Below are 24972 nucleotides of genomic sequence, written 5' to 3' on the forward strand. Positions count from 1 at the left end.
GCGTGCGAGGCTCATGGAGCCGCGCGTTGCGGCCCTCCTAACACAGGCGGCGGACCGGGGAAAAGACGGCCATGGCCATCGCGCCGAGCGGGCGTGAGTCGGACGGAGTTCGGGGCAGGGCGCGCGCGATCGCGCTGCCCGGGACCCGCACGCGCGCCGGCGCGCTGCCGGGCCTTTGGCGCGCCGCGCAGGGCTGGCTGCTCGACCGCCTCGCCGAGGAGGCGGAAGCCGGCCGTCCCGCGCTCTGGCTGCCGGTCGCTTTCGGCGTCGGCTGCGCGGTCTATTTCGCCGCCGCGCATGAGCCGGAGCTCTGGGCCGCGGCGCTCGCTTTCGGGATCTCCGCCGGCCTTGTGGTCGCGGCGCGAAAGCGCTTCCTTATCCTTGGCCTGGCTGTCGGGCTTGCGGCCGTAGCGGCGGGGTTTTTGGCCGGAAAGCTCGCGACGATCCGCGCCGACGCGCCGGTTCTGGCGCGCCCGATGTCCGCGGAAGTCGTCGGCCGCGTCGCGCTGATCGAGCCGCGCGAGAACGCCAGGCGGCGGGTGACGCTCGAGGTCGAACGCTTCGGCCCGCTCGAGGACGAGGACCTGCCGCGCCGCGTGCGCTTCACGCTTGGGCCCGAGCCCGCCTTCACGGCCGGAGACCGCGTCTCGCTCGAAGCTTTCTGGCGGCCGCCCGAGGGGCCGGTGCGGCCCGGCGGCTACGACTTCGCGCGCGTCGCCTTCTTCAACGGGATCGGCGCGAGCGCCTTCGCGCCGAAGAACGTGAAGGCCTGGGGCCCTGCCGAAACGCAAGGCTGGGACGCGGCCCTTCAACGATTGCGCGAACGGCTGACGAAGCGCATCACCGCCGCAGTGGGCGGTCCTGAAGGAACGGTGGCGGCCGCGCTCGTCACCGGCGTTCAGGGGCCGATCCCGCAGCCGACCGAGGACGCGCTGCGCGCCGCGGGCCTCAGCCACATCCTGTCGATCTCCGGTCTTCACATGGCGCTGATCGCCGGGACGCTGTTCGCTCTCGTGCGCGCGGCGCTGGCGCTCATTCCGGGCCTTGCGCTGCGATGGCCGGTGAAGGGCGTCGCAGCGGCGCTCGCGCTCGCCGGGGCGACCTTTTACCTGGCGCTCTCGGGCGCGGAGGTCGCGACGCAGCGCTCCTACGTCATGATCGCGGTGGCGTTCGTCGCGGTGCTGGTCGGCCGCCCGGCGCTGTCGCTGCGAAACTTCGCGCTCGCGGCCTCGCCGTGATGGCGCTGACGCCCGACGCGCTGCTCGGGCCGAGCTTCCAGATGTCGTTCGCGGCGGTCGCGGGCCTCCTCGCCTGGTTCGAGGCGCGCAAGGGCAAGGCGAAGCCGCCGCCGCCCGAAACCCTTGCGGGCAAGGCGCTGCGCTGGTTCGCCGCCGCCGCGGCCGTCGCCGTGATGACGACGATCGTCGCGGGTCTCGCGACCGCGCCCTTCGCCGCCTATCACTTCCACCGCACCACCCCCTATTCGCTGGTCGGCAACGCGCTCGCCACCCCGCTGCTCGGGATCATCGTGATGCCGAGCGTCGTCGGCGGCCTCGCCTTCGCGCCGCTCGGGCTCGACGGACCTTGGTGGCAGGCCATGGGCTTTGGCCTGCGCGGCGTATTGGCGATCGCCGAGACCGTCGCCTCGTGGCCTGGCTCCGAACGCTTCGTGTTCGCCTTCGGGGAAACGGCGCTCATCCTGTTCGCGGTCGGGATCGCCTGGCTCTGCCTGTGGCGAACGGCGCTGCGCTATCTCGGCGCGCCCGCGATCGGCCTCGCGCTCGCGCTGGCGGCGTTTCCGGCGCGGCCCGACGTCGTGATCGACGCCTCCGGACGGCAGATCGCCGCGCGCGGGCCCGACGGGCGCCTGGCGATCCTCGGAGGCCGGGCGTCGAGCTTCTCGGCGAGGGTCTGGCGCGGGGCTGACGGCGAGGCGCCGGGGGGCCCGAGTCCCGACGGCGGGCGCTGCGACTCGCAAGGCTGCGTCGCGCCGCTTTCCGGCGGTGGAGAGGTCGCGCTCGTGACCGACGCGCGGGCCTTCGCCGAGGAGTGCCGGATTGCGACGCTCGTCGTCACGCCGCTCGTCGCGCCGAAGGCCTGCAGCGAAACCGCGGCGGTCGTCGACCGGCGGACGCTCGCCGCGACCGGCGCGCTGGAGCTGACGCGGCAAGGCGTGGCGTTCTCGGCCAAGGCGGCGCGCGATCCGGCCGGACGGCGTCCGTGGACGGGCCCTATGCTTCGCGATCCGCCGCCGGCGGAGGCGCTGCGGCTGAGCTTCGCCACGCAGCCGAAGGCGGCCGGACCGCCGCAGGATCACAAGATCGTCGATCCCACGGAACCGGACGATATGACAGGCGACGGCGAAGAGCCCTAGCGTCTGCGGCCGCTCGATGCCGCCGACATATCCGTCCCCCTTCCCTTGCGGGAGAGGGTTAGGGGGAGCCTCCGAACTTTACAAAAAGGCGCCGCCCGCGCCCCTCAAGCGGCCAGCGCTTCGCGTCGCCTACCTTCTCCCACAGCGGGATAAGGAGAGACGCCGTCGCGTCGAAAGGCGAAGCCTTCAATACCGGCGGATCAGCCCCACGAGCCGGCCCTGGATCGCGACGCGGTCGGGGCCGAAGATGCGGGTCTCGTAGGCCGGGTTGGCGGCCTCGAGAGCGATCGAGGCGCCGCGCTTCCTTAGACGCTTCAGCGTCGCCTCTTCGTCGTCGACCAGCGCGACGACGATGTCGCCGGTGTCGGCGGTGGTCTGCTTCTTGATCAGCACCAGGTCGCCGTCGAGGATCCCGGCCTCGATCATCGAGTCGCCGCGCACTTCGAGCGCGAAATGCTCGCCGCCGCCCAACATGTCGGGCGACACCGAGATCGTGTGGCTGCGCGACTGGATCGCCTCGATCGGCACGCCGGCGGCGATGCGCCCCATGACGGGGACGGAGACCGAGCGGGGATCCTCATCCTCGTTCGCTGGCTGCGGACGGCGGCCGAGGCTGCCCTCGATGACGTTCGGAGAGAACCGGCCGGTCGGCCGCGTGACGGCGGGAGCGGCGGCTTCCGGCAGCTTCACCACCTCGAGAGCCCTGGCCCGGTTCGGCAGGCGGCGGATGAAGCCGCGCTCCTCCAGCGCCATGATGAGACGGTGGATGCCGGACTTCGACTGAAGCCCCAGCGCATCCTTCATCTCCTCGAACGAGGGGGAACGCCGGTCTCCTTCAGCCGCTCGTGAATGAAGCGCAGGAGATCATATTGCTTGCGGGTCAGCATCGACGGCTCCGCGCGAGGCCAAAACAAATCATGAACACGACCGTAACTGTTCTAGACATGTTCCGCAAGCGTTAACATCCCGTTTCCGTCCGCGTGTCGGACAGACGAACGAGCGACGCGCCGCCGATGCGCCTCGCCGCGCAGCACGACCAGAGAGGGCGTAGGACCGATCTCCGACAAGCCGGGCGCCCGCGGCGATAGGTAGTCTTGCGGATGCCCGCCACGGTTGCCGGCGTCTAAACTTGTCGGAGTGCGGTCGCGCGTCGCGATCTCTAAGCAACCGACATCAGGAGACGACGATGCGTCGACTGGCCTTCGCGGTAGCGTGCGGTGTTGCGGCGTCTTGGTCCATGGCGGGCGAGGCGGCCGCGCGTGACTATTCTGGAAAATACAAGAGCAAGATCACGCTGCCGAACGGCGACGTCGTTAAGGCGAACGTCACGATCGTCAAGGTCGATGGTAGTATCTATCGATCTGAGTCAAAGTACGGGGATTTCATAGAGCTTTCGATGTGCTTTGCCGAGGAAGATCGCTTGAGTTGCGGATTTGCTCCCAAGTCCGGCGGCGGCTATGTCGGGTTCAGCATCTATGAGCCGGATGGATCGGGCAAACTGATCGGCAAATTCGCAGAGACGTCCACTCAGAAGCTCGGCAAGGAAGTCTTGACGCCCGTCGGGAAGTAGACGCTTCGGTCGGCCGCTTGCGGCGAGCCTTAGTAAGGATGCGGCAGCGCGAGGATCCGGCATGCGTCGCCGGCCTTCGCGGCCGGGGCGTGCGCGGGGCGGACCAGCAGGCATTCGGCGTCCGAGAGTCGGCGCAGCATCGACGAATCCTGCCGCGGAAACGCGGTCGCGACGGGAACGCCGTCAAGCCCGATTTCGAGCGCGGCGCGCATATAGTCCTCGCGCTGGTCGTTCTCGGGCATGTCGCGGCCGAGCCTGGCGGGCAGCAAAGCCGGATCGAGGTCCGCGCGCCCCGACAGCCGCCTGAGCGCGGGCGCGAGGAACAGCAGCGAACAGACGATCGACGAGACCGGGTTGCCCGGCAGGCCGAGCGCGAGCGTCGCGCCGCGGCGGCCCGCCATCATGGGCTTGCCTGGCCGCATCGCGATCTTCCAGAAGTCGAGCGTCACGCCCTCGGCCTCGAGCGCGGGCTGGACGAGGTCGTGGTCGCCGACCGAGGCGCCGCCGAGCGTGACGAGAATGTCGGCCTCTTCGGCGAAGGCGCGGGCGATCGCGGCGCGGATCGCCTGCGGCCGGTCGGGCGCGATGCCGAGGTCGAGCGGAACGCCGCCCTCGGCGGTCACGATCGCTGAGATCGCGAAGGCGTTCGAGGCGACGATCTGGTCCGGGCCGACAGGGTCGCCCGGCGCGACGAGCTCGTCGCCGGTGGCGAGGATCGCGACGCGCGGGCGTCGCGCGGCCTCCACCGCGGGATGGCCGAGCGCCGCCGCGAGCGCGAGGTCGCGCGCGCCGAGGCGCCGGCCGGCCTCGAGCAGCGCCTCGCCCTTCGAGAAGTCGAGCCCCGCCCGCCGGATGTGGCGCCCGGCTTGGGCCGCCTCTCGCGCGGTGATCACGTCGCCGTCGCGGTCGGCGTCCTCCTGGATGAGGATCGCGTCGGCGCCCTGCGGCACGGGCGCGCCGGTGAAGATGCGCGCCGCCTCGCCGGGACCGATCAAGCCGCCGAAGCTCTTTCCGGCCGCCGACTCGCCGACGACGCGCAGCCGCGCGCCCCCGGCTGCGTCCGCGGCGCGGACCGCGTAGCCGTCCATCGCCGAACAGTCGCAGGGCGGCTGGTCGCGGAGCGCATGGAGCGGAGCGGCGAGCGTGCGCCCAAGCGCCTCGGCGAGCACGACGCGCTCGGCCGGCAGCGGCGCGAGGCCCGCGAGGATGCGCGCGCGCGCCTCGGGGACGGGAAGCAGGCCGCTCACGCCGGCTCCCCGGCGTGGAAGTCGCCGGAGCGGCCGCCGGACTTCGACAGCAGCCGCACGCCCTCGATCCGCATGCCGCGATCGACCGCCTTGGTCATGTCGTAGACGGTGAGGCACGCGACGGTCACCGCCGTCAGCGCCTCCATCTCGACGCCGGTCGGGCCGGAGACGCGGGCGGTCGCGGAGACGCGCACGCCCGGCAGACTGTCGTCGGGCGTCAGCTCCACCGAGACCTTGGAGAGCGCCAGCGGATGGCAGAGCGGAATGAGCTCGTGGGTCCGCTTGGCCGCCATGATGCCGGCGATGCGGGCGACGCCGAGCACGTCGCCCTTCTTGGCCTCGCCCTCGACGACGAGACGCAGGGTCTCGGGCGCCATGACGACGCGGCCCTCCGCCGTCGCCTCGCGGGTCGTGGCGGGCTTGCCGCCGACGTCCACCATGTTGGCCTCGCCGGAGGCGGACAGATGGGTGAGACGCGGGGAAACGTCGGTCATCGTCAGGCTCCCGAGAACAGGGGGGCGAGGGCGTCGAACGAGACCGCCGCGCAGACGCCGAGGCCCGTCAGGATCAGCCCGACGAGATAGATCTTGGTCGCCTTGTCGTAGATCTTCTTTCGGAGCCCCTCGATCGGCAGCAGGAGCGCCAGCGCGCGGATCTGCAGCGCGACGCCGACGAAGATCATGAGGGCGGGCGGCGTGTCGTAGCTGTGCCAGACGCCCGGGCTCGACGCCCATTGCGACAGGAAGCCGAGAGAAAAGGAAACCGTGACGCCGAACGCCGTGATCGTGCCGTTGCGGAACGTGGCGTCGAGCGGCGGCGGGGGCGGGTCTTCCGGCGTCATGGTCGTGGTCGCTGGCTGGCGTGGCGCGGGCGGCGGCGCTTGGCGCGGCGGTTTTCGTTCGGAGCGGCGAGTGATGGCGGGTCGCGCGCCTCAACGCAACGGGCGCTGCTCGAGCAGGCGCGTGAGCAGGGCGATCTGCTCCTCCTGCTTGGCGACCAGCGCGACGAGATGGTCGTTCCTCAGCGCGTCGAGCTTGTCGTGCAGCGCCATGATCTCGATCTCGGCCTTCAGGTTCACCTCGTAATCGAGTTCGGCCTGCCGCCGGTCCTTCGCCGACTGGCGGTTCTGGCTCATCATGATGATGGGCGCCTGGATCGCGGCCAGCATCGACAGCATCAGGTTGAGGAAAATGAAGGGGTAGGCGTCGAACGGACGCGTCAGCAGCCAGACGTTGGCGACCGCCCAGATCGCCAGAATGACGCCGAAGATGACGATGAAGGTCCAGGATCCGCCGAACTGCGCCACGCCGTCGGCGAGCCGGTCTCCGAAGCTGTCGGCGTCGTCGTCGGGCGAGGGAGGCCGCGCGATGAGCTTGCGGCCGCGGGCGAGCTTGAGGACGCGCTTCTCGGCGTCGTCGAGGGCGTTGAGCGCGCGGCCGAAGACGCGGTGCGAGGCCTGGTCCAGCTCTGGCGAGGTCTCGTTCGTCATGGCAAGACCTCCTTGTCCGGCGGAAGCCTTCAGGCCGCGAGCAGCGACCGGTCGCGGCGGCGACGTCGGGCTGGCGCATGAGGCTCTCGCCGACGAGCAGCGTGCGGCAGCCGACGGCGGCCAGGCGCGCGGCGTCCGCGGAGGTGAAGATCCCGCTCTCGCCGACGAGGATCCGGTCGGCCGGAACGCGGGCCGAGAGCTCCTCGGTCGTTTCGAGGCGCACGTCGAAGGTGCGCAGGTTGCGGTTGTTGACGCCCACGAGGGCCGTGCCGAGCGGCAGCGCCCGGTCGAGCTCTTGGCCGTCATGGACCTCGACCAGCACGTCCATGCCGAAGTCGCCGGCGGCGGCGACGAGGTCGCGGGCCTGCGCGTCGGTCACGGCCGCCATGATGACGAGGATGCAGTCGGCGCCGAGCGCCCGGCTCTCGGCCACCTGGTAGGGATCGTAGAGGAAATCCTTGCGGATGGCGGGCAGCGGGACGGCGTCGCGGGCTTGGCCCAGGAACTCGGGCGCGCCCTGGAACGAGGGGCCGTCGGTCAGCACCGAAAGGCAGGCGGCGCCGCCGGCCGCATAGGCGCGCGCGAGCGCCGGCGGGTCGAAGTCGGCGCGGATCAAGCCCTTGGACGGGCTTGCTTTCTTGATCTCGGCGATGAGCGCGGTGCGCCCGTCCGCATGGGCGGCGCGGATCGCCTTGACGAAGCCGCGCGGCGGGGAGGCGGCCTCCGCCGCGCGCCTCACCTCGGCGAGGGGGCGGGCGGCTTTCGCGGCCTCGATCTCCTTGAGCTTGTAGGCGCCGATGCGCTCCAGCACGTCTGCGGTCATTCGGCCGTCTCCGGGTTCGAGACGCGGATCAGGGCGTCGAGGCGCGAGGCGGCGGCGCCGCTGTCGATCGAGGCGGCGGCGAGCTCCGCGCCCTCCAAGAAACTCTTGGCGCGGCCCGCCACGATCAGCGCGGCGGAGGCGTTGAGGATCGAAATGTCGCGATAAGCCCCTGACTGGCCATCCAAAACACGGCGCAGCGCGGCGGTTTTGCGCGGCGTCGCCGCCCTTCAGCGCTTCGGCCGGATGATGGGGGAGCCCAGCGTCCTCGGGCGAGATCGAAAAGGTCGTGACGCGGCCGTCCTTCAGCTGGGCGACCGAGGTCTCGCCCGAGGTCGTGATCTCGTCGAGCCCGTCGGAGCCGTGCACCACCCAGGCGGCCTCCGAGCCGAGCGTGGAGAGCGCTTCGGCGATCGGCTCGACCCATTTGGCGGCGAACACGCCCACCATCTGCCGCTTGACGCCGGCCGGGTTCGAAAGCGGCCCGAGCAGGTTGAAGATGGTGCGCATGCCGAGCTCGGTCCGCGCCGGGCCGACATGGCGCATCGCCGAGTGATGGTTGGGCGCGAACATGAAGCCGACGCCGGCCTCCGAGATACAGGCGGCGATGCGCTCGGGGCTGAGGTCGACGTCGACGCCGAGCGCCTTCAGCACGTCGGCCGAGCCTGACTTGGAGGAGAGCGCCCGGTTGCCGTGCTTGGCGACCGGCACGCCGCAGCCCGCGACCACGAAGGCCGCGCAGGTGGAGACGTTGACCGAGCCGGCGCCGTCGCCCCCGGTCCCGACGACGTCGACGGCCTCGGCCGGCGCCGCGACCGGCGTCATGCGCGCCCGCATGGCCGCGACCGCGCCCGCGATCTCGTCCACCGTCTCGCCGCGCAGGCGAAGCCCCATCAGAAAAGGCGCCGATCTGCGCGGGCGTGGTCTCGCCCGACATGATCTGGCCGAACGCGGCTTCTGCGGCTGCGCGATCGAGCGCGGCCTTCCGCGATCCGGGCGATGACAGGCTTGAAGGCGTCCATCGGAGCCGCCGTCAGCCCGCGCGCGCGGCGGCGAGCCGCCGGCGCTCGACGTTCCACTCGGCGGCGTCGGCGAGGAAGTTGCCGAAGATGGTCGCGCCATGCTCGGAGGCGATGCTCTCGGGATGGAACTGCACCCCGAAGATCGGCCATGCGCGATGCGACAGGCCCATGATCAGCCCGTCCTCGGTCTCGGCCGTGACCTCGAGCGCGTCGGGCAGTCCCTCGCGCCGCACGACGAGCGAATGATAGCGCGTGGCGCTCAAGGGGCCGTTGATGCCCCGGAACGAGCCGCGGCCCTGATGGCGGATGGTCGCGAGCTTGCCGTGCACAGGGGTCGGGGCGCGCTCCACGACTCCGCCGAACACTTCGCCGATCGCCTGATGGCCGAGGCACACGCCGAAGATCGGCGTCTGGCCGGCGGCGGCGCGGATGAGCTCGCAGGAAATCCCCGCCTCGCGCGGCGTGCAGGGGCCGGGCGAGATCACGATCGCGTCCGGGCCGTCGGCCAGCACTTCGGCGACCGAGGTCTTGTCGTTGCGGCGCACTGTCACCTGCGCGCCGAGCGCGCCGATGGCGTGGACGACGTTCCAGGTGAAGCTGTCGTAGTTGTCGATCAGGGTGACGGCGGTCATCGCAACGCTCCGAAGCGCCCGACAAAGCGCAAGCGCGGTCGTCTCGTCAAGGGCGGGAGCTCTGATCGCGCGGGCAGGGGCGTAGCGCGCTTCGCCTGGGCCTCGCCCGGCCAAGCCGGTCAGTTGTTCGGCGGCGACTCGAATTCCTGGTCGAGCGGCCGGCGCTGGACGGGGCGACGCTCGACCTGGCCTCGGTCGACCGGATCGCGGCGCAGGATGATCACGTCGTCGGTCGGCGCTTCGCGGCGCGGGCTCGCGCCGGTCTGGGTCGGGTCCGGGGTCGCGGTGCCGCCGTCGAGCGTGGGCGCGGGAACCGTGGGCTGCGCCGGCGCCTTGGGCCGCTGGCGCGCGAGCGCCTGGGCGGCGGCCTGGGCCTCCTCCGGGCTCTTGGCGCGGTTCATGTCGTTCGCGGTCTTCTCGTCGATGACGATGTCGCCCTTCTTCACCGTCTTGTCGTCGACGCCCTGCAGCGCCTCGGCCCAGTTCATGCCCTCCGGCTTGCACGAGCAGCCGGCGACGAACTCCTTGCGATAACGGAAGGCGTTTTCGAGCTTCGTGTAGGGCTGGCCGTCGACGTCGAACGCCATCTCCATCTTGCCGCCGGGATTGGGGTAGGCGAACAGCTTGGCCTCCGCCCCGGGGCAGGTCGCGTGGCAGATCGCCTCGTCGCGGTTAAACGCGTTCTTGGTGGTCTGGTAGGAGATCGGGAAGAAGAAGCCGTCGCAGGCGCGCACGCAGACGGTGCGGAAGGTCGAGACATGCGGCGTCGCGCCGGGCTCCATCTCGGGCTCGAGCACGGTCTCGCCGCCGACGGCGTCCTCCGACTGGCGGCCGCCGCCGCCGAACAGCATGTCGAGGAAGCCGCGCTTCTCCTGCTGCTGGGTCGGCGCGACGCGGCGCTCGACCAGCCGGTACTGCGGCCCGCACTGGCCGCGGGCGAGCGCGAACAGAAGCTCCCGGCGGCGCGGATCCATGCCGCCGCCCTGGGACGCCTGAGCCGCCTGCGCCTGCAGCCGGTCGAGATTGACCTCCATCTGCTTGATGCGCTGGCCGAGCGGGCCGCATTCGGCGGGCGGGTCGCCGAAGAACAGGAACTTCTTTCCGCAGCCGATGCCGCGGGCGTAGGCGTTGGTGCGGTCGAGCTCGTTCTGCTGGCGCGCGACCGACTGCTCGAGCTGGCGCGGATCGGCGCGCTTGGGGCCGGACCGATCGAGCCCGGCGAGCTGCGCCTCGAGACGCAGGCAGTCCTCCGATCCCTGCTGGGCGTCCGCCGGCGCGGCCGCGAGCAACCCCGCGGCCAGCGGCGATCGTCAGGATGGCAGACTTCATGCTCGTTCCTTCAGGCGATTCTCGCATGCCGGCGCACGCGCACCCCGCAAGGGTTCTAGCAAGCCTCGACCGCCTCGCACAGGGCCGCGCGAATGGACGGAAGTGAGAAGGCGGCGGCCGCGAACGCTCTCGACTCTGTGAACTGCGCGCAATCTTTCTGCGCTCGACGCAACGGTTCCTAAAGCCCCGGCCGGGTATCCAGACCAGGTCAAACCGCTGAGAGAAAAGGGCGCCCGCGATGAAAGCCGTTCGCCGGTTCATGCATGACCAGTCCGGCGCGACCGCCATCGAGTATGGCCTGATCGCCGTCGGGATCTCGATCGCCATCATCACGGTGGTGCGCGGCATCGGCACGAGCCTCAACTCGTCCTTCACCAAGATCAACAGCAACCTGCGCTGACGCGTTCTCGGGCCGGGGCCTGGCGGGCCCGGTTCCGCTTGGCCAGCGTCATGCCCAGCGGCGGTCAAGACGCGCCGCCCTCTTGTCCCGGACTTGATCCGGGACCCAGAACCGACTGCGGTCGATGGGCAGCCGAGGCGCTGCGGAAGGACTTGAAACGTTTCGGTTCTGGTCCCGGATCAAGTCCGGGACAAGAAAGTCACCTCGCCACGCATGCGCCGCCTGATCGCCCCATGGACGGGCTGCAGCCGGGCTGGGGGATCGAGATCCGGTGAGGCGAAGCCCCGTCATGCCCGCGTCTTCGCGGGCATCCAAAGCCTGGCTCAGACCGGCGCGCCGTTGCGCGTGATCTGCACGCGCGCCGCGTTTCCCGGCGTCGCGCCGAAGCGGCGATAGATGTAGTCGCGCCCGTCGTCCGCCGCGTCCTTGATCGCGAGCGACGTGATCTTGGCGTGGAACGGCGACAGCGAGCAGGCGGGATCGGCGTTGCGCGGATCGCCCGTGATGGCGAGCGCCTGGCAGCGGCAGCCGCCGAAGTCGATCTCCTTGCGCGGGCAGCTGGTGCAGGGCTCCTTCATCCAGTCCGTGCCGCGATAGGCCTCGAAGGCCGACCCGTTGGTCCAGATCTCCGACAGGCTTTTCTCGGTCACGTAGTCGAATTCGAGATGCGGGATCGTCTCGGCCGCGTGGCAGGGCAGCACCTTGCCCTGCGGCGTGACGTTGAGCGACTGCTTGCCCCAGCCGCCGACGCAGGGTTTTGGGCGCCGCGCGTAATAGTCCGGCACCACGGCGTCGATCACCAGCTTGCCCTGAAGCTCCGCGCGCAGGCGCTCGACGGTTTCGGCCGCCTTCATCACCTGCTCGCGGGTCGGCATCAGCATTTTGCGGTTTTCGAGCGCCCAGCCGTAATATTGCGAATGCGCGATCTCGACGCGCCGGGCGCCGAAATCGAGCGCCATGTTCACCAGCGCCTCGATGTTCTCGACATTGCCGCGGTGGATCACGGCGTTGATCGTCAGCGGCATGCCGAGCTCGAGCACCCAGCCGGCGAAGATCCGCTTCTTGTCATGCGCGCCTGAAAGCCCCGCGATCTTGTCGGCGTTCTCGGCTTCGGCGTCCTGGATCGAGAGCTGCACGTGATCGAGGCCGGCGTTCGCCAGCTCCTCGAGCTTTTCGCGCTGCACGCCGATGCCCGACGTGATGAGGTTGGTGTAGAGCCCGACCTTCACCGCGTGCGCCGTCAGCTCCACGATGTCCTTGCGCGCCGTCGGCTCGCCGCCGGAAAGGTGGAGATGCAGCACGCCCATGGCGGCGGCTTCCGAAAACACGCGTTTCCAGGTTTCGGTGTCGAGCTCGCCGGAACGCTTGTCGAGCTCCACGGGGTTCGAGCAGTAGGGGCAGGAGAGGGGGCAGCGATGGGTGAGCTCGGCCAGCATGCCGAGAGGCGCCGGCGGGGCCACGCGGGCGGCCTCCGAGGGGTTCGGAAGGGTCATGTCGTTCATGTTTTGCCTCCTTCCTTCCAGAGCGCCTTGCATCAACGAACTGCGTGCTTCGAGACGCGATCCCTCGGACCGCTCCTCAGCATGAGGGATGTTGAGTTTTGGCCTTCTCACCATCCCTCATGCTGAGGAGCCTGCGCCAGCAGGCGTCTCGAAGCACGCAATCGGCTTCATCTCAACTTCACGCCAGATCCAGCACCCGCTTGTCGGCGAGGTCCCGGAGCATCTTCTTCACGTCCGTCTCGATCTGCTCGCGCGGCGCGGCGTATTTCTGCGCGAGCTCGTCCACGATGGTCCCGACCGTGCGCGCGCCGTCGCAAAGCTCCAGCACCACGACCGCGATCGCGTCGGGCTTCAGCACGCGCTCGGGCGCGAGCAGCAGCCATTCCTGACGCACCTCGTCGCGGCGAAGCCTCACCCCGCGCGGCAGTTTCGGCGTCGCTTCGCTCGGGACGTCGCTCATTCCGCGGCCGCCCGGCGCATCTCCGCGGCTCCGTCCGGAGCGAAGGCGTCCGGCCAGGGCTTGGCGTAGACATAGGCGTGCTCGAGCGCGTCGAGCATGGTCCAGAGCATCGAGCACTTGAATTCGAGAGCGCCGATCGCGGCCTGCTGCTGCTCCGGCGTCTTGGCGTGCTCGAGCACATAGGCGAGCGCGAAGTCGCTGTCGCGCTTGGCCTGGACGGGACGCGCGGTGAAATAGGCGAGCGTCTCTTGGGTGACGTAGTCGTAATTCGAGAGCATGCCGGCGACGCGCGTCTTGATCACCATCGGCGAGAACAGCTCGGTGAGCGAGGAGGCGATCGCCTCCAAGAGCGAGCGGTCCTTCACGAAGGACAGATAGGCGTTCACCGCGAACTTCGTGGCGGGCAGCGCGAGCCGCCCCGACATCACGTCGCCGCGGTCGAGACCGAGATCGTCGGTGAGCTTCAGCCACTTGGCGATGCCGCCTTCGCCCTCGCGCTCGCCGTCATGGTCGATGATGCGCTGGCGCCATTCGCGGCGCATCGAGGCGTCCTCCATCCGGGCGAGGATGTGGCTGTCCTTCTGCGGGATGCAGGCCTGGTAGAGGTAGCGGTTGAGCGCCCAGGCCTCGACCTCGCCGCGCGTGCACTCGCCCGACTGCAGGCGAAGCTGGAACGGGTGGAGGTGGTGGTAGCGCGTTTCGCCGACCTGGCGCAGCCGCGCCTCGAGATCTTCAGGGGTCAGCAGTTCAGCCGAAGAACCGGCCATGGGTTCGTCTCCCGCGAACGTCGCGTCGCTTCAGGCCGCGGTTGATCCGCGGTTCGCCGAGGGCTCGCCGATCGCGATCTCGAGCCCGTCTTCCGACACGTCCCAGCCCTTGGCCTCGACGGCGCGGCGCTCGGCCGAACCGGAGATCAGCACCGGGTTGGTGTTGTTGATGTGAATGTAGACTTTCCGGCCGACGTTTACACCCTGGAACGCCTCCAGCGAGCCGCCCGGACCCGACATCGGCACGTGTCCCATCCGCCGGCCCGTCTTCACGCCGACGCCGGCCTTCTCCATCTCGTCGTCCTCGAACACCGTGCCGTCGAACAGCAGCAGGTCGGCTCCTGAAGCGCGGGCGCGGACGTCGTCGTCCACTACTGCGCAGCCCGGGATGTAGACGAGCCGCTTTCCGGCCTTCTCCATCGCCACGCCGATCGTGTCGCCGGAGGTGTCGCCGATCTTGAGATCTTTCGTCTCCAGATAGAGCGGCACTTTTCCGGGGACGCCGAAGAACTCGATCTCGGTGTCGTGGATGCGGAAGGGATTGTTGAGCTCGACCACTTCCCGCGAGACAACGTCCTTTGCTAGCACGCCGAAGATCGGGTTGGCGTCGAGCACCTTGGAGATCTGGGACGTGGCGTAGACGGTGAGCGGCGAGCGTTCGCGCAGCGTGATCAGCCCGTCGACATGGTCGACGTCGCCATTGGTGAGCGCGACGGCGGCGATCGGCGTCTCGCGCAGTCCGGTCGGCTGGATGGCGCGGGTGGCCAGGATCTGGGAGCGCAGGTCGGGCGAGGCGTTGAACAGCGTCCAGCGCCCGTCGCCGGTCTCGACCGCGATCGACGACTGCGTCCGCGCCTTGACGCGGGGGTCGCCGTCCCAGGCGAGGGCGCACACCGGACAGCGGCAATTCCACTGGGGAAAGCCGCCGCCGGCGGCCGAACCAAGCACGATCATGCGGAACGACATGGCGTGGGCCTTACGATCCGCAGATCTGCTGAAGTTCAATCACGACGTATAGCTCAGAGCTCGGCCGGGCTGTACGAGGTGACTTCGAGACCAACCGGGGTCTCTTCGACGATCGGAGCGGTCCAAAGGGCCATTGTTGCCTCCTCAAGGGTTCCTAGACTATGCTGCAGCGCAATAAATCACCCTGCGGCACGTCGGGAAGATAGCCCGGCGGCAGTCCCGCCGCCAGCCGCCGCCGCCTTAAATCTTGGTAATGCAAGGCCGCTAAATCTCAAGAAGCTCTTAGACTTGGGGTGGTCATGCCGGCCTCCGCCTATGGTCTATGCCGCCGCCTTGTCGCCATGATTTCAACGGCTTGCGCGCCCGCTTTCCAGCGGCGGCGGGGCCGCGGCGCTTCATTCGGGCGCGGGAAAGTCGACGTCCTCCATGTCGCGAATCTGCTCGGCCCCGCGTCAGGCCGGTCCGGCAGCCGATGAACTTCGTCGTGGCGGATTGGAATTGGACGCGCTTGACGCGCCCGGGGCCCGCGAGCATTGTCCGCCGCCATGAACACCGCCCGACGCGCGACCTGCCGGATCGTCATTATCTGCGGCTGAGCTGAAGGCTGGCCGCGGCGGTTTTTCTTGAACGTTTAAGAGAAGCGCGACACCCCGGCCGACGAGGAGGACGGGGCGTGACCACGCTCAAGCTCTACAATTCGCTGACGCGCGCGAAGGAAGACTTCGCGCCGATCGATCCCACGGACGTCCGGATGTATGTCTGCGGGCCGACGGTCTATGACCGCGCTCATATCGGCAACGCCCGGCCCGTCATCATCTTCGACCTGCTGTTCCGCCTGCTCCGCCAGACCTATGGCGAGGACGCGGTGACTTACGTCCGCAACATCACGGACGTCGACGACAAGATCAACGCGCGCGCCGCCGAGCGAGGGATCACGATCCGCGAACTGACCGAGGCGACCGCCGCCGGTTTCCACCAGGACGTCGCGGACTTGGGGTGCCTCTCGCCCACCCACGAGCCGCGCGCCACCGACTACATCTGCCGTGGCGCGGACGAACTCGATATGATCAAGGTGGTGGAGCGCCTGATCGCCGGCGGCCACGCCTATGCGGCCGACGGCCATGTGCTGTTCGACGTCGCCTCGATGCCGGCCTACGGCAAGCTCGCCCGCCGTTCGCTCGACGAGATGGAGGCCGGCGCCCGCGTCGAGGTCGCGTCCTACAAGAAGGGCCCGATGGACTTCGTGCTGTGGAAACCCTCGAAGGAGGGCGAGCCGGCGTGGGAGAGCCCTTGGGGGCAGGGCCGTCCCGGCTGGCACCTCGAATGTTCGGCGATGTCGGCGGCGCTGCTCGGCGAAGTGTTCGACATCCATGGCGGCGGCATCGACCTGATCTTCCCGCACCATGAGAACGAGATCGCGCAGTCGACCTGCTGCTTCGGCCACGACCGCATGGCCAATGTGTGGATGCACAACGGCTTCCTGCAGGTCGAGGGCGAGAAGATGGCGAAGTCCGCCGGCAACTTCGTCACGATCCGCGAGATCCTGAACGACTGGCCGGGCGACGTCGCGCGGCTCGCGATGTATTCGGCGCATTACCGCCAGCCGATCAACTGGACGCTGAAGAGCCTTCAGGAGGCCGAACGGACGCTGGCGGGCTGGTTCGAGGCGGCGGCGAGCGAGGCCGACGCGCGTCCGGCGCCGGGCGTCGTCGAGGCGCTGGCCGACGACCTCAACACGCCCAAGATGATCGCCGAGATCCACCGGCTGAAGTCCGAAGGCGGCCGCAAGGCGCTCGCCGGCACGCTGAAGTTTCTGGGCTTCCGCCCGGAGGTCTTCGCCGACTGGCGCGCCGCCAACGCGCCGGAGCTCGCGATCTCCGAGGCCGAGATCGAGCGCCTGATCGACGCCCGCCTCGCGGCGCGGCGCGAGAAGAACTTCGCCGAGGCCGACCGCATCCGCGACGAGTTCTGGCGCAGGGCGTCGTGCTGAAGGACGGCGCCGGCGGCACGGTCTGGGAGGCGGCGAGATGACCCGCGAGCGGGTCTATCTGTTCGACACCACGCTTCGCGACGGCGCGCAGACCGCGGGCGTGGACTTCACGCTCGACGACAAGATCGCGGTCGCGCGGCTGCTGGACGACCTCGGCGTCGACTATGTCGAGGGCGGCTATCCAGGCGCGAACCCGACCGACACCGAGTTCTTCTCGGCACCCCGCACCGAAAAGGCGACCTTCGTGGCCTTCGGAATGACCAAGCGCGCAGGGCGCTCGGCGGCCAACGATCCGGGCCTTCAGGGCGTGCTGCAGGCCAAGGCCGGCGCCTGCTGCTTCGTGGCCAAGACCTGGGACTTTCACGTCCGCGAGGCGCTCCGGATCACGCTCGAGGAGAACCTCGAGACGATCCGCGAGACGGTCGAGGCCTCGGTCGCGGGCCCGCGAGACCATGGTGGACTGCGAGCACTTCTTCGACGGCTACAAGGCCAATCCCGACTACGCGCTCGCCTGCGCCAGGACCGCGGCCGAAGCCGGCGCCCGCTGGGTGGTGCTCTGCGACACCAACGGGGGCACGACGCCCGAAGAGGTCGCCGAGATCGTGCGCGCGCGGCCGGGACCGTGGTTCCGGCGGGGCGTCTGGGGATCCACGCCCATGACGACATGGGGCTCGCGGTCGCCAATTCCCTGTCGGCGGTGCGCGCCGGCGCGCGCCAGATCCAGGGCACGCTGAACGGCCTCGGCGAGCGCTGCGGCAACGCCAACCTCACGACGCTGATCCCGAACCTGAAGCTGAAGAGCGAGTTCAACCGCGCCTTCGACGTCGGCGTGCCGGACGAGGCGCTGGCGGGGCTGTCGCAGCTCTCCCGCGCCTTCGACGAGCTCGTGAACCGCCCCTCGAACCGCTACGCGCCTTATGTCGGCGCCAACGCCTTCGCGACCAAAGCCGGGATCCACGCCTCCGCGATCCTGAAGAACCCGGCGACCTACGAGCACGTGGCGCCGGACGCCGTCGGCAACCACCGGCGCCTGCTGGTGTCGGACCAGGGCGGCAAGTCGAACCTCCTTTCCGAACTCGCCCGCGTCGGCGTCGATGTCGACAAGGCCGACCCGCGGCTCGACGCGCTTCTGGCGCGGGTGAAGGAGCGGGAGTCGCAAGGCTACGCCTATGAGGGCGCCGAGGCCTCCTTCGCGCTGCTGGCCAAGCGCGCTCTGGGCCGCGTGCCGGACTTCTTCACGGTCGAGAGCTTTCGCGTGATGGTCGCGCGCCGCCGCGACGGGCATGGCGGCCAGATCGCGGTTTCGGAAGCGGTGGTGAAGGTCACGGTCGACGGCGAGCCGCTGATCACGGCGGCCGAGGGCATCGGCCCGGTCAACGCGCTCGATCTCGCGCTGCGCAAGGATCTTGGCCGCTACCAGCCCTACATCGCGGATTTGAAACTCACCGATTACAAGGTCCGCATCCTCAACGGCGGCACCGACGCCATCACCCGCGTGCTGATCGAGTCGACGGACGGCGACGGCGAGGTCTGGACCACGGTCGGCGTCTCGCCCAACGTCGTCGACGCGTCCTTCGAGGCGCTCACCGACAGCCTCACCTACAAGCTGCTGAAGGCGGGGGCCGCCGCGCCTTAGTCGAAGCCTGACGATCTCAAGGGTGGTCGCCGTCATGCCCGCGCCTTCGCGCGGGTATCCACGACTTCGTCGCGGCGCTCGATCTTCTCGGAAAGTCGTAGATGCGCGGCTCCGCCGGGCATGACGCGGCGAACGGCCGCCTTACCCGTCCCAGCCGGCCGCCTTCAGCGGCTCCGACGAGAACTGGCGGCGGTGCAGGATGATGGTCACGAGCGTCGTGGTGGCGATCAGCACCCAGGGGCTCACGAACCAGCCGATCAGCGCCAGCGCGAAGAAGAGCGAGCGCAGGCCGCGGTTGAAGTGCTTTCCGGCCTCGATGTTCATCCGCGCCGCGCGCTCGATCGCGATCTCCATCTGCGGCGTGCCGAGCTCCTCGCGCGGAGGCGCGGCGGCGACCAGGATCGAGCCGTAGTTGAACAGCCGGTAGGACCAGACGAACTTGAAGAACGCGTAGGTGAGCACCGCCGCGACGCCCAGAACCTTGATGTCGTAGGCCTCGCGCGTCGTCGTGATGCCGAGGGGGAGCGCGGAGAACACCTCGATGGCGTTCGCGCTCGCGCCGAGCGCCGCAAAGGCGCCGCCGATCGCGATCAGCGATGTCGAGGCGAAGAACGCCGAGCCGTTCTGCAGGCCCGTCATCGTCATGGTGTCGGGCATGCGCGCCTCGCGCCCCGCCATCCGCCGCATCCAGTCGCGCCGGCGCTCTGCCATCACGGAGTTGAGGCTCTTGGCCGAACGTTCCGAAAAGGCGTAGTGGCCGAACCAGACGACAAGGAAATAGAGGATCGCCGCCGCGTCGATGAGGCCGAAACTGGTCACCGCCGGCGTCTCCCGAGACCGTGTCAAAGTCGCGCCGTGGGAGTACCACGCGGAGGCGACCCTGAACACTGGTTGGTCGGAAGCCGGCCCCAGGCCCCGGCGGCGGTCCGCCGGGCGCGAGTCGCCCCGTAGTGGCGCAACGGACGCTTTTTGCTCGGATACGTAGTTCTACGGATATCGGTGGTATCGGGCCGCCGATCTAATCGGCGGCATTGCTTCCGCGGGCTTGGCGATGCGCAGCTTGGTCTGGTCCGTGACGGCGGCGTGCGCCGTGTCGTTCATGATCGCTCCGGCCGTGGCGGACGACGAGCCCGCGACGGCGCCTGCCGTCGGGTGCGTGACCCAGACCGGCCAGGCTTCAGGTGCGCTCCGGTTGATCGTCGGTCCGGAAGACGCCTGCGCGCCGCAGGAGATGCGCATCGAGCTCGCCGCGAGCGGCCTCCGCTGGCTCGGCGACTGGAAGGTCGACCGCAGCTACAAGGTCGGCGACACGGTTTTCTACAAGGGCTCGAGCTTCATCGCAGTCGAGAAGAGCAAGGGCGCGGCCGTCGAACTCCGCGAAGTGGGACCTCCTCGCCGCGAAGGGCGACGAAGGTTCCAAGGGCCCGAAAGGTGCCAAGGGCGAGCCGGGCTCGGACGGCGCAGCCGGTCCCGCCGGACCCCAGGGAGCGGCGGGACCTCAAGGGCCCGCCGCCCCTCAAGGGGCCTCAGGGAGCCGACGGACGGCGGGCAGCGGGCCCGCAGGGCCCGGTCGGTCCTCAAGGCCCGGCCGGCCCGGACGTCATGATGGGGGCGGTCGTCAATGTGGACGGCTCGCTCGACCGCGGAACGGCGGGCGCGAGCTCTTTTCTGATCGGGGGCATCACCGGCAATTATGAGATCGGTTTCGATCGAGACGTCTCGCACTGTTATTATTCGGTGTCGATTTCAAACGGGCCCGGATATTTTGCTTTTACTCAGGAAAGATTTGGCAACCCCAACGCAGTTTTCGTCGGCACGCATCGGATGTCAGGAACCTCGACTGTGGCCACAAACGTGAAATTTCGTCTGATCGTGTTCTGTCCGGCGAGCTGACGGATCTGTTTTCGCGAAGCTGAAGTCTGCGTTCGACACCGAGAGCACCGGCGCTACAGCAGCCCGAGCGTCCTGAGTTCTGCGACGAGGTGCGCGGGCAGTCCCGGCGCCTTGCGCTCGTCGTCCGCGAGATCCGCCGGCGCTTCGCCGGACGGCAGGTAGCGCCAGCCCTGGAACGCGCGGCGCGGCGTGGGGCGCACCGGGATCAGTTCGGGCTTGAGCACCAGCTCGCAGCGCTCGATCCCGTCCGCGCCCGTCACGGCGCGCAGGTCGAGCAGCGGCTGGCGGACCAGAATCACGCCCTTGATCACCCAGTAGAGCGAGCCGCCGTCGAGCAGCTCGTCGCGGCGCTTCGGGGCCATGCGGGTGGTGTGGATCTGTTCTTCGGGCGCGCCGCGGCGGCGGCGCTCGGCCATGCGCTCGTCGATCCAGCCGCGCAGCTCCTCGGGCGAATCGCAGCCGACGCAGAGCTTCTGGAGGTTGAGCGGCATGCCGCGGCTTGTCCTCAGATGCCGGGAGCGTTCTGCCAGCCGGCGAGCGTCATCTGATTCTTGAGCGACTTGCAGGGCTTCACCGAGATGCCCGGCAGGGTCGGCAGGCGGCGCTTGTTGGCCTTGGCGAGCGCGTCGATCGTCTCCTTGCAGGCGATGATCTCGAGACCCGCGGGCCGCCGCTTCTTCATATATTCGAGCTGCGCGATCGAGGTGCTGGGGATCGCCACGATCACGCCCGCGGCCGCAAGGATGATGCGGAAGCGCCGGCCGCGCCCGCCCTTCACGAAATCCTCGCCGGCCCGCAGCGCTCTTACGAAGCCCTGCGGGGAATGGTCGACGATCGTGACGTACTGCATGTCGCCGGGCCCCGCCGCCGCAGGCGTGGGGAGCGCGAGCGACAAGGCGGCGGCCGCGGCCGCCGCCGGCAGGCTCAGGCGGCGCGGCGCGGGGGCCATGCGGATCAATCCTCGTTCGAGAGCAGTCCCTTGAAGACGTGCTCGAGGAAGTTGCGCTCCTGGCCCGCGGTCGGCGTGGTCTCGCCCACGAAGTCGATGATGCGGCCGTCCTGCACGCCGAAATGCGCCACCTTCTCGACCCGGCGGTCCTTGTTGAAATAGACCGCCACCACCGTCTGGTCGGTGATCGTCGGGTTCAGGAAGGCGACCGCGCGCTTCGAGCGCTGGGTGATGTAGTAATAGACCTCGCCCTTGAGCGTCGCGGTCGTGGACGGCGTGCCGAGCACGACCAGAACCTGCTCCTGGCTGGAGCCGACCGGCACCTGCTGGAGCGCGTTCGGGGCCATCACATAGCCCTTGGTCTGCTCCTCGCGCGCAGCCGCCGAGCGTCAGGACGCCGGCGGCCGCTACCGCGAGCGCCGCCGCGCGGACGGTCGAAAAACCCTTGGAAAACATGCTCGAACGTCCTCCCGAAACGCCACTCTTGCGCGGTCCGGGCCGCCCAGCCCATACCGCGGCGACGGGGCCTCTCCCCGCGAGGCTTGTTCCTTCGCCGGCCTTGGCGTAACCCGCAGGCCGTTCCGTTTCAACAGGCGACGCGCCGAAGCCACCGATTGCTCTCGATCACATGATCTTCGGCCTCTTCAGGAAACGCTCGCCCGAAGACCCGTCCGCGGGCGAGACGGTCTATGCGGCGATCGCCGCGGCGGCGCGGCGCCCCGCGCTTTACCGCGACCTCGGCGCGCCCGACACGCTGCCGGGACGCTTCGAGACGCTCGTGCTGCACGCAGCCCTCGTGACGCGGCTCGGCCGCGATCCCGACCCGCGAGCGCGGCCGCTGTCGCAGGAGATCTTCGACGCGATGATCGCAGCGCTCGAGGCGAACGTCCGCGAGATCGGCGTCGGCGACGTCACGGTGCCCAAGCGCATGAAGGCGATGGCGCGCGCGTTCTACGACGGGCGCGGACCTATGACGCGGCGCTCGACGCGCGCGACCCGGACGCGCTCGCGGCGGCGCTCGGGCGCATCGTCTACGGCGGCGCTCCGGCCGACGCGCGGGCCCCCGCGGCTCGCGGTCTGGGCGTTCGAGGCCGACGCGGCGCTCGCCGCGCAGTCGGTCGCGGAACTCGAAGCCGCCGGTCCGGCTTATCCCGAGGTGAGGGAGACGCGAAAGTGACGCCAAGCCCCATAAGCCGGCCGCTCTCGGTGGCCACGGTTCCGCCCGAGGGGCTGACGGTCGAGATCATCGCCGACGCGGCCGAGCGCGAATCGCTCGCCGCGGCGAACGACCTGCCGTCGGTCGGGCGCTTCACGGCGCGGCTCGAGGCCCGGCCGGTCGGGCGCGACGGGCTGAGGGTCACGGGACGGGTCGAGGCGCAGGCCGAGCGGACCTGCGTCGTGAGCCTCGAACCCTTCGTCGAGACGATCCGCGAGGACGTGGACGTGCGCTTCTCGCCCGAGGGCGCGCCGGCGCTGCACGAGGGCGAGGACGCCGATCCGCCGGACCAGATCGTCAATGGCGAGGTCGATCTCGGCGCGGTCGCGTGCGAATTCTTCACGCTCGGGCTTGACCCGCATCCCCGCAAGCCGGGCGTGGCCTTCGACGCCGCCGCGCACGGGGCGGAGGCGGAGTCGCCCTTCGCGGCGCTCAAGGCCCTGAAGGACGGAGCTCAAGACAAGTGAGGGCGAGGGTTGCCACGCGGGCCGCAGACGTTATGGTCCCGCCGCGCCCGAACCGCCGCCAGAAGCGGGGCCGCATCGGCGCCGCAGACCCGCGCATCGCGCCATCCCGGCCGCAGGACGAATGACAGACACGGTTCGCATCGCACTCGACGCCATGGGCGGAGATCACGGCCCGTCGGTCGTCGTTCCGGGCGCGTCCATCGCGCTGTCGCGCAAGCCTGACCTGCGCTTCCTGTTCGTCGGCGACGAGGCGCAGATCCGCCCGCTGGTCGACGCCGACCCGACGCTGAAGCCGGTCTCGGAGATTCTCCACACCACCGTCACCGTGGCGATGGACGACAAGCCCTCGGTCGCGCTGCGCAAGGGCCGCTACAAGTCGTCGATGTGGCTCGCGCTTGAGGCCGCCAAGACCCGCAAGGCCGACGCCGCCATTTCGGCCGGCAACACTGGCGCGCTGATGGCGATGTCGCGGCTCTGCGTGCGCATGATGCCGAACGTCGATCGGCCGGCGATCGCCGCCATCTGGCCGACCACCCGCGGCGAATCGATCGTGCTCGACGTCGGCGCGACCATCGGCGCCGACGCCCGCCAGCTCGTCGACTTCGCGGTGATGGGCGCGGCCATGGCCCGCATCCTGTTCGACATCGAACGCCCAACCGTCGGCCTGCTCAATGTCGGCGTCGAGGAGGTGAAGGGCGTCGAGGAGGTCAAGGAGGCCGCGCGGCTGCTGCGCGAGGGCCATTTCCCGGCGCTCGACTTCCGCGGCTTCATCGAGGGCGACGACATCGGCAAGGGCACGGTCGACGTGGTGGTGACCGAAGGCTTCTCGGGCAACATCGCGCTCAAGACCGCCGAAGGCACCGCCAAGCAGATCGGCGAATATCTGCGCTCCGCCATCACCCGCACGTTCCTGTCCAAGGTCGGATACGTGCTCGCCAAGCACGCCTTCGACACGCTGCGCGAGAAGATGGACCCCCGCAAGGTGAACGGCGGCGTGTTCCTCGGCCTCGACGGCGTCGTCATCAAAAGCCATGGCGGCACCGACGCGGAGGGCTTCGCGTCCGCGGTCGAACTCGGCTACGACATGGCCCGCTACGACCTCGAGGAGAAGATCCGCGAGGGCTTCGCGCAGGACGGCGCGGCGGCGCCCGATGCGCCGAGCGAGCCCGCGCTCGCAGGAGCGGCGTCGTGAGCCGCATCCGGTCCGTCGTCCGGGGCTGCGGCTCCTATCTCCCGGCCGAGATCCTCACCAACGAGGACCTTGCGAAGTCCGTCGACACCTCCGACGACTGGATCGTCCAGCGCACCGGCATCCGCCAGCGCCATGTCGCGGCGGCGGGCGAGATGACCTCCGACCTCGCCATCGCCGCGGCGAAGGAAGCGCTCGCCGACGCCAAGGTCGATCCGAACGAGATCGACCTGATCGTCGTCGCGACCTCGACGCCGGACAACACCTTCCCGGCGACCGCCGCGAGCGTCCAGGCGGGCCTCGGCATCACCACCGGCTTCGCCTTCGACCTGCAGGCGGTGTGCTCCGGCTTCGTCTACGCGGTCGCGGTCGCCGACAAGTTCCTGATCGCGGGCCAGCACAAGCGCGCGCTCGTCATCGGCGCCGAGACCTTCTCGCGCCTGCTCGACTGGACCGACCGCACCACCTGCGTGCTGTTCGGCGACGGCGCGGGGGCGATCGTGCTCGAAGGCGTCGAGCAGCCGGGCGAGGCGAGCGACCGCGGCGTGCTCACCACCCATCTGCGCTCCGACGGGCGCCACAAGAGCAAGCTGTTCGTCGACGGCGGCCCGTCCTCGACCGGCACGGTGGGCCATGTGCGCATGGAGGGCCGCGAGGTGTTCCGCCACGCGGTCGGCATGATCACCGACGTGATCGAGGACGCCTTCGCGGCGACCGGCGAGAGCGCGCAGTCGATCGACTGGTTCATTCCCCACCAGGCCAATCGCCGCATCATCGACGCGAGCGCGAGCAAGCTCGGCATCGCGCCCGAGAAGGTCGTGGTGACGGTCGACCGGCACGGCAACACCTCGGCGGCCTCGATTCCGCTTGCGATCGCCGAGGCGCGCAAGGACGGCCGCGTGAAGGAGGGCGACCTCGTCCTGCTCGAGGCGATGGGCGGCGGCTTCACCTGGGGATCGGCGCTCCTGCGCTGGTGATCAGGCGATCAGATTTATAAAAAGACCTCATAAGGCATGATTGACCGCGCGGGATCAGGCACATAGCCTCGCGAGCG

The 24972-nt window shown here is 69.6% G+C and carries 23 protein-coding genes and 6 pseudogenes; 11 read left to right on the forward strand and 18 right to left on the reverse strand.

The features are described from left to right. Positions 1-71: 71 nt before the first annotated feature. Positions 72-2374: pseudogene (locus tag K6K41_RS23530) on the forward strand (ComEC/Rec2 family competence protein). Between the two features lie 186 nt (positions 2375-2560). Here the strand turns inward: K6K41_RS23530 and lexA are convergent. Further along, positions 2561-3261, reverse strand: a pseudogene (gene lexA / locus K6K41_RS23535) (transcriptional repressor LexA). A 299-nt stretch (positions 3262-3560) separates the two neighbouring features. On the opposite strand from lexA, the gene K6K41_RS23540 reads away from it, so the two are divergent. Then, positions 3561-3944 (forward strand): hypothetical protein, encoded by a 384-nt coding sequence (locus K6K41_RS23540; protein ID WP_261402505.1) that lies wholly within the window; start codon positions 3561-3563, stop codon positions 3942-3944. 29 nt (positions 3945-3973) lie between these two features. Here K6K41_RS23540 and K6K41_RS23545 read toward each other — a convergent pair whose 3' ends face one another. From K6K41_RS23545 to K6K41_RS23580, 8 genes and pseudogenes are all read right to left on the reverse strand, one after another. Continuing rightward, on the reverse strand, positions 3974-5191 hold the full coding sequence (locus K6K41_RS23545; protein WP_261402506.1) for a molybdopterin molybdotransferase MoeA: 1218 nt from the start codon (positions 5189-5191) through the stop codon (positions 3974-3976). Further along, positions 5188-5685 carry a cyclic pyranopterin monophosphate synthase MoaC gene (moaC, locus tag K6K41_RS23550; protein WP_261405827.1) on the reverse strand — a complete coding sequence of 166 codons (498 nt, stop codon included), beginning with the start codon at positions 5683-5685 and terminating at the stop codon, positions 5188-5190. The genes K6K41_RS23545 and moaC overlap by 4 nt, the downstream gene beginning before the upstream one ends. Positions 5686-5687: 2 nt before the next feature. Beyond that, a complete protein-coding gene (locus K6K41_RS23555; RefSeq protein WP_261402507.1) occupies positions 5688-6032 on the reverse strand; it encodes a hypothetical protein in 345 nt (114 codons plus the stop codon). A 90-nt stretch (positions 6033-6122) separates the two neighbouring features. Continuing rightward, on the reverse strand, positions 6123-6680 hold the full coding sequence (locus K6K41_RS23560) for a DUF1003 domain-containing protein (protein WP_261402508.1): 558 nt from the start codon (positions 6678-6680) through the stop codon (positions 6123-6125). A 49-nt stretch (positions 6681-6729) separates the two neighbouring features. After that, positions 6730-7503: pseudogene (gene trpC, locus K6K41_RS23565) on the reverse strand (indole-3-glycerol phosphate synthase TrpC); the annotation flags it as partial. Next, positions 7500-8522: pseudogene (trpD, locus tag K6K41_RS23570) on the reverse strand (anthranilate phosphoribosyltransferase). The pseudogenes trpC and trpD, both read right to left, overlap by 4 nt. A gap of 11 nt (positions 8523-8533) precedes the next feature. Next, a complete protein-coding gene (locus K6K41_RS23575) occupies positions 8534-9154 on the reverse strand; it encodes an anthranilate synthase component II (protein WP_261402509.1) in 621 nt (206 codons plus the stop codon). A gap of 119 nt (positions 9155-9273) precedes the next feature. Continuing rightward, positions 9274-10443, reverse strand: a complete 1170-nt coding sequence (locus K6K41_RS23580) for a DUF2865 domain-containing protein (protein ID WP_261402510.1) — start codon at positions 10441-10443, stop codon at positions 9274-9276. Positions 10444-10721: 278 nt separating this feature from the next. On the opposite strand from K6K41_RS23580, the gene K6K41_RS23585 reads away from it, so the two are divergent. Then, positions 10722-10883, forward strand: a complete 162-nt coding sequence (locus K6K41_RS23585; RefSeq protein ID WP_261402511.1) for a Flp family type IVb pilin — start codon at positions 10722-10724, stop codon at positions 10881-10883. A 323-nt stretch (positions 10884-11206) separates the two neighbouring features. Here the strand turns inward: K6K41_RS23585 and pqqE are convergent, their stop codons facing one another. The 5 genes from pqqE to pqqA all read right to left on the reverse strand — a co-directional run bounded on the left by pqqE (position 11207) and on the right by pqqA (position 14712). Then, on the reverse strand, positions 11207-12376 hold the full coding sequence (gene pqqE, locus K6K41_RS23590; protein ID WP_261405828.1) for a pyrroloquinoline quinone biosynthesis protein PqqE: 1170 nt from the start codon (positions 12374-12376) through the stop codon (positions 11207-11209). A gap of 187 nt (positions 12377-12563) precedes the next feature. Then, positions 12564-12845 (reverse strand): pyrroloquinoline quinone biosynthesis peptide chaperone PqqD, encoded by a 282-nt coding sequence (gene pqqD, locus K6K41_RS23595; protein WP_261402512.1) that lies wholly within the window; start codon positions 12843-12845, stop codon positions 12564-12566. After that, on the reverse strand, positions 12842-13612 hold the full coding sequence (gene pqqC / locus K6K41_RS23600; protein WP_261402513.1) for a pyrroloquinoline-quinone synthase PqqC: 771 nt from the start codon (positions 13610-13612) through the stop codon (positions 12842-12844). The genes pqqD and pqqC overlap by 4 nt, the downstream gene beginning before the upstream one ends. A gap of 30 nt (positions 13613-13642) precedes the next feature. Beyond that, the gene (pqqB, locus tag K6K41_RS23605) at positions 13643-14578 is read right to left on the reverse strand and encodes a pyrroloquinoline quinone biosynthesis protein PqqB (protein WP_261402514.1); all 936 of its coding nucleotides are present in this window, start codon (positions 14576-14578) and stop codon (positions 13643-13645) included. A 53-nt stretch (positions 14579-14631) separates the two neighbouring features. Further along, a complete protein-coding gene (gene pqqA, locus K6K41_RS30800) occupies positions 14632-14712 on the reverse strand; it encodes a pyrroloquinoline quinone precursor peptide PqqA (RefSeq protein ID WP_128779492.1) in 81 nt (26 codons plus the stop codon). 539 nt (positions 14713-15251) lie between these two features. On the opposite strand from pqqA, the pseudogene cysS reads away from it, so the two are divergent. Both cysS and cimA read left to right on the forward strand, forming a co-directional pair. Further along, a pseudogene (gene cysS, locus K6K41_RS23610) lies at positions 15252-16609 on the forward strand (cysteine--tRNA ligase). Beyond that, positions 16606-18204, forward strand: a pseudogene (gene cimA / locus K6K41_RS23615) (citramalate synthase). The pseudogenes cysS and cimA overlap by 4 nt, the downstream one beginning before the upstream one ends. 141 nt (positions 18205-18345) lie before the next feature. On the opposite strand, the gene K6K41_RS23620 reads toward cimA, so the two are convergent. Continuing rightward, complete coding sequence (locus K6K41_RS23620) at positions 18346-19023, reverse strand: DUF599 domain-containing protein (RefSeq protein ID WP_261402515.1); 678 nt, start codon at positions 19021-19023, stop codon at positions 18346-18348. A 271-nt stretch (positions 19024-19294) separates the two neighbouring features. Between K6K41_RS23620 and K6K41_RS23625 the strand changes: the two genes are divergently transcribed. Next, the gene (locus K6K41_RS23625; RefSeq protein WP_261402516.1) at positions 19295-19810 is read left to right on the forward strand and encodes a hypothetical protein; all 516 of its coding nucleotides are present in this window, start codon (positions 19295-19297) and stop codon (positions 19808-19810) included. Further along, positions 19807-20097, forward strand: a complete 291-nt coding sequence (locus tag K6K41_RS23630) for a hypothetical protein (RefSeq protein WP_261402517.1) — start codon at positions 19807-19809, stop codon at positions 20095-20097. Before K6K41_RS23625 ends, K6K41_RS23630 begins: the two co-directional genes overlap by 4 nt. A 53-nt stretch (positions 20098-20150) precedes the next feature. Here the strand turns inward: K6K41_RS23630 and K6K41_RS23635 are convergent, their stop codons facing one another. From K6K41_RS23635 to K6K41_RS23645, 3 genes are read right to left on the reverse strand one after another with little or no spacing between them, the layout of a single operon-like run. Continuing rightward, positions 20151-20588 carry a DUF1489 family protein gene (locus tag K6K41_RS23635; RefSeq protein WP_261402518.1) on the reverse strand — a complete coding sequence of 146 codons (438 nt, stop codon included), beginning with the start codon at positions 20586-20588 and terminating at the stop codon, positions 20151-20153. Between the two features lie 14 nt (positions 20589-20602). Continuing rightward, positions 20603-21046 (reverse strand): hypothetical protein, encoded by a 444-nt coding sequence (locus K6K41_RS23640; RefSeq protein ID WP_261402519.1) that lies wholly within the window; start codon positions 21044-21046, stop codon positions 20603-20605. A 5-nt stretch (positions 21047-21051) separates the two neighbouring features. Further along, complete coding sequence (locus K6K41_RS23645; RefSeq protein WP_261402520.1) at positions 21052-21393, reverse strand: outer membrane protein assembly factor BamE; 342 nt, start codon at positions 21391-21393, stop codon at positions 21052-21054. A 281-nt stretch (positions 21394-21674) separates the two neighbouring features. Between K6K41_RS23645 and K6K41_RS23650 the strand changes: the two genes are divergently transcribed. The 4 genes from K6K41_RS23650 to K6K41_RS23665 all read left to right on the forward strand — a co-directional run bounded on the left by K6K41_RS23650 (position 21675) and on the right by K6K41_RS23665 (position 24895). Further along, the gene (locus tag K6K41_RS23650) at positions 21675-22223 is read left to right on the forward strand and encodes a ubiquinol-cytochrome C chaperone family protein (protein WP_261402521.1); all 549 of its coding nucleotides are present in this window, start codon (positions 21675-21677) and stop codon (positions 22221-22223) included. Then, entirely contained in the window at positions 22220-22729 is a 510-nt protein-coding gene (locus tag K6K41_RS23655; protein ID WP_261402522.1) for a YceD family protein, read from the forward strand. Before K6K41_RS23650 ends, K6K41_RS23655 begins: the two co-directional genes overlap by 4 nt. Positions 22730-22850: 121 nt before the next feature. Next, on the forward strand, positions 22851-23921 hold the full coding sequence (plsX, locus tag K6K41_RS23660) for a phosphate acyltransferase PlsX (RefSeq protein WP_261402523.1): 1071 nt from the start codon (positions 22851-22853) through the stop codon (positions 23919-23921). After that, entirely contained in the window at positions 23918-24895 is a 978-nt protein-coding gene (locus K6K41_RS23665; RefSeq protein WP_261402524.1) for a beta-ketoacyl-ACP synthase III, read from the forward strand. Before plsX ends, K6K41_RS23665 begins: the two co-directional genes overlap by 4 nt. Positions 24896-24972: the final 77 nt, after the last annotated feature.

Source organism: Chenggangzhangella methanolivorans (genome assembly GCF_019797865.1).
GTDB lineage: Bacteria > Pseudomonadota > Alphaproteobacteria > Rhizobiales > Methylopilaceae > Methylopila > Methylopila methanolivorans.

Excerpts from the sequence above, each read along its gene's own strand:
- K6K41_RS23635 (WP_261402518.1), bottom strand. The coding sequence starts at position 20,588 with ATGCCGCTCAACCTCCAGAAGCTCTGCGTCGGCTGCGATTCGCCCGAG.
- K6K41_RS23540 (WP_261402505.1), top strand. The coding sequence starts at position 3,561 with ATGCGTCGACTGGCCTTCGCGGTAGCGTGCGGTGTTGCGGCGTCTTGG.
- pqqC (WP_261402513.1), bottom strand. The coding sequence starts at position 13,612 with ATGGCCGGTTCTTCGGCTGAACTGCTGACCCCTGAAGATCTCGAGGCG.
- pqqA (WP_128779492.1), bottom strand. The coding sequence starts at position 14,712 with ATGGCCCTTTGGACCGCTCCGATCGTCGAAGAGACCCCGGTTGGTCTC.
- K6K41_RS23575 (WP_261402509.1), bottom strand. The coding sequence starts at position 9,154 with ATGACCGCCGTCACCCTGATCGACAACTACGACAGCTTCACCTGGAAC.
- K6K41_RS23555 (WP_261402507.1), bottom strand. The coding sequence starts at position 6,032 with ATGACGCCGGAAGACCCGCCCCCGCCGCCGCTCGACGCCACGTTCCGC.
- plsX (WP_261402523.1), top strand. The coding sequence starts at position 22,851 with ATGACAGACACGGTTCGCATCGCACTCGACGCCATGGGCGGAGATCAC.
- pqqB (WP_261402514.1), bottom strand. The coding sequence starts at position 14,578 with ATGTCGTTCCGCATGATCGTGCTTGGTTCGGCCGCCGGCGGCGGCTTT.
- K6K41_RS23585 (WP_261402511.1), top strand. The coding sequence starts at position 10,722 with ATGAAAGCCGTTCGCCGGTTCATGCATGACCAGTCCGGCGCGACCGCC.
- moaC (WP_261405827.1), bottom strand. The coding sequence starts at position 5,685 with ATGACCGACGTTTCCCCGCGTCTCACCCATCTGTCCGCCTCCGGCGAG.
- K6K41_RS23645 (WP_261402520.1), bottom strand. The coding sequence starts at position 21,393 with ATGGCCCCGAACGCGCTCCAGCAGGTGCCGGTCGGCTCCAGCCAGGAG.
- K6K41_RS23640 (WP_261402519.1), bottom strand. The coding sequence starts at position 21,046 with ATGGCCCCCGCGCCGCGCCGCCTGAGCCTGCCGGCGGCGGCCGCGGCC.
- pqqE (WP_261405828.1), bottom strand. The coding sequence starts at position 12,376 with ATGACCCTTCCGAACCCCTCGGAGGCCGCCCGCGTGGCCCCGCCGGCG.
- K6K41_RS23650 (WP_261402521.1), top strand. The coding sequence starts at position 21,675 with ATGATCTTCGGCCTCTTCAGGAAACGCTCGCCCGAAGACCCGTCCGCG.
- K6K41_RS23630 (WP_261402517.1), top strand. The coding sequence starts at position 19,807 with ATGATGGGGGCGGTCGTCAATGTGGACGGCTCGCTCGACCGCGGAACG.
- K6K41_RS23560 (WP_261402508.1), bottom strand. The coding sequence starts at position 6,680 with ATGACGAACGAGACCTCGCCAGAGCTGGACCAGGCCTCGCACCGCGTC.
- pqqD (WP_261402512.1), bottom strand. The coding sequence starts at position 12,845 with ATGAGCGACGTCCCGAGCGAAGCGACGCCGAAACTGCCGCGCGGGGTG.